This is a genomic window from Actinomadura logoneensis, assembly GCF_003428695.1.
GTDB classification, from domain to species: domain Bacteria; phylum Actinomycetota; class Actinomycetes; order Streptosporangiales; family Streptosporangiaceae; genus Spirillospora; species Spirillospora logoneensis.
The window spans coordinates 1-1481 of sequence record NZ_QURH01000530.1 but is presented as its reverse complement, the minus strand read 5'-3'; the positions used below and the strand labels follow the sequence as shown (position 1 = coordinate 1481).

Annotated in this window: 1 protein-coding gene and 2 riboswitches; the gene reads left to right on the top strand. The window is 70.9% G+C overall.

The genetic code is table 11. The features are described from left to right. The first annotated feature begins 268 nt into the window (after nucleotides 1–268). A riboswitch (cyclic di-AMP (ydaO/yuaA leader) is annotated at nucleotides 269–485 on the top strand. Between the two features lie 42 nt (nucleotides 486–527). Then, on the top strand, nucleotides 528–1043 hold the full coding sequence (locus DZF91_RS23865; protein ID WP_235834506.1) for a C40 family peptidase: 516 nt from the start codon (nucleotides 528–530) through the stop codon (nucleotides 1041–1043). Between the two features lie 144 nt (nucleotides 1044–1187). Further along, nucleotides 1188–1325, top strand: a riboswitch (cyclic di-AMP (ydaO/yuaA leader). Nucleotides 1326–1481 lie beyond the last annotated feature (156 nt).

The window sequence follows — 1481 nt, the reverse complement described above, 5'->3', positions numbered from 1 at the left end:
CGCGCCGCGGTTCCGGCGGGGACGCCGTCCAGGCGCCGCCGCCCCCCTCGCGACGCGTCCCACGCGCCGCGTCCCCCGGCAGGCCCGGCCCGCCCGTGCGCACGCGAACGGCGTGCATGGCGCTGAGAGCGCGCCACGGCGGATTCCTTGACCCGGCCCTGCCCGAGCGTGGCCCTTCCCAAGGGCCCGCCCACCCACAACATCACGCCGCTCGCCCGCACGCGGGACATCAGGGTCCCGTCGTCCGGCCTCATGACGCCTCTGGGGCGAGCAGGCAACGCCGAGTCCGCGCGCTGGCGCGGAGCCGGGGACCCACAGCGTCGGCCCGTCCGGGCATCCGGACGGCGCGACCGCGGCGCACGGGGTGAATCGGCGGTCCCAGCCCCCAGTTCAAGGCCCGTACGGGCCTGGTGAGGGATCCGCCGTAGGGCTGCTTCCACGTCCGAACCCGACAGCTAACCCGGTAGGCGTCTGGAAGAAGGAGACAACCCCTGTCCAGCAACGCTGTCAGCAGCAAAGCACGCCCTGTGCGGATCCTGGGCGGCCTCGCGGTCGCCACGGCCGTCGCGACGCCCGTCGTGCTGGCCGGTCCGGCTCCCGCCCGGGCGGCGACCGCCAAGCCCGTGGGCGTGGTGGTCAAGCAGGCCAAGCACAAGACCTGGGCCGAGCGCCAGAGGCTCGCCCGGAAGGCGCTCAAGTACGCCGCCTCCAAGAAGGGCAAGCCGTACCGCTACGGCGCGGCCGGCCCGAACGCCTTCGACTGCTCCGGACTGGTCCAATGGTCCTACCGGAAGGCCGGTGTGAAGCTCCCCCGCGTCACCGGCGCGCAGTATCGTTCGGTAAAGAACAAGGTTGCCTGGAACAAACTCGCCCCCGGAGACCTTGTGTTCTTCAACGGCAAGGGTCATGTAGGCATCATCTACAAGAAAAAGGGCCGTACGCTCTACATGATCCACTCGCCCCACTCCGGCGACCACGTCCGGGTGGCCAAGCTGAACAGCTACCGCAAGAAGACTTTCGCGGGCGCCGTGCGTCCCTACTAGACGCGGGTCCGCAGGGCCCGGCGGGAACAGCATGATCACCGCCGGGCCCTCCTTCCCCGCTCGCCCTCCAGTGCGAGCCGTCCCCTGAGCGGGACCGTCCATATCCAGTAACGGACGCCTCATCGAGGACGTCCGCCGCCGAGTCCGCTCCCGACGCCGACGCGCGTCCAGTGGAGCCGGGGACCCACCTACACCGGGGTGAATCGGCCTCCCAGAGGCCGTAGGGCAGCTTCCACGCCCGAACCCGACAGCTAACCCGGTAGGCGGCATGGAAGCCGAGGAGAAAACCCTTGAACGCCACGCGTACCAGCAAGCTTCAGCCTGTCTTCCAGTCGCTGCGCACCACCAGCGCCCTCGTCGCCGCGACCGCCGCGCACGCCTCCACGATCGCCCCGCACGACGCCAGGCCGCAGGCCGCGTCCATGCGGATCAGCGAGG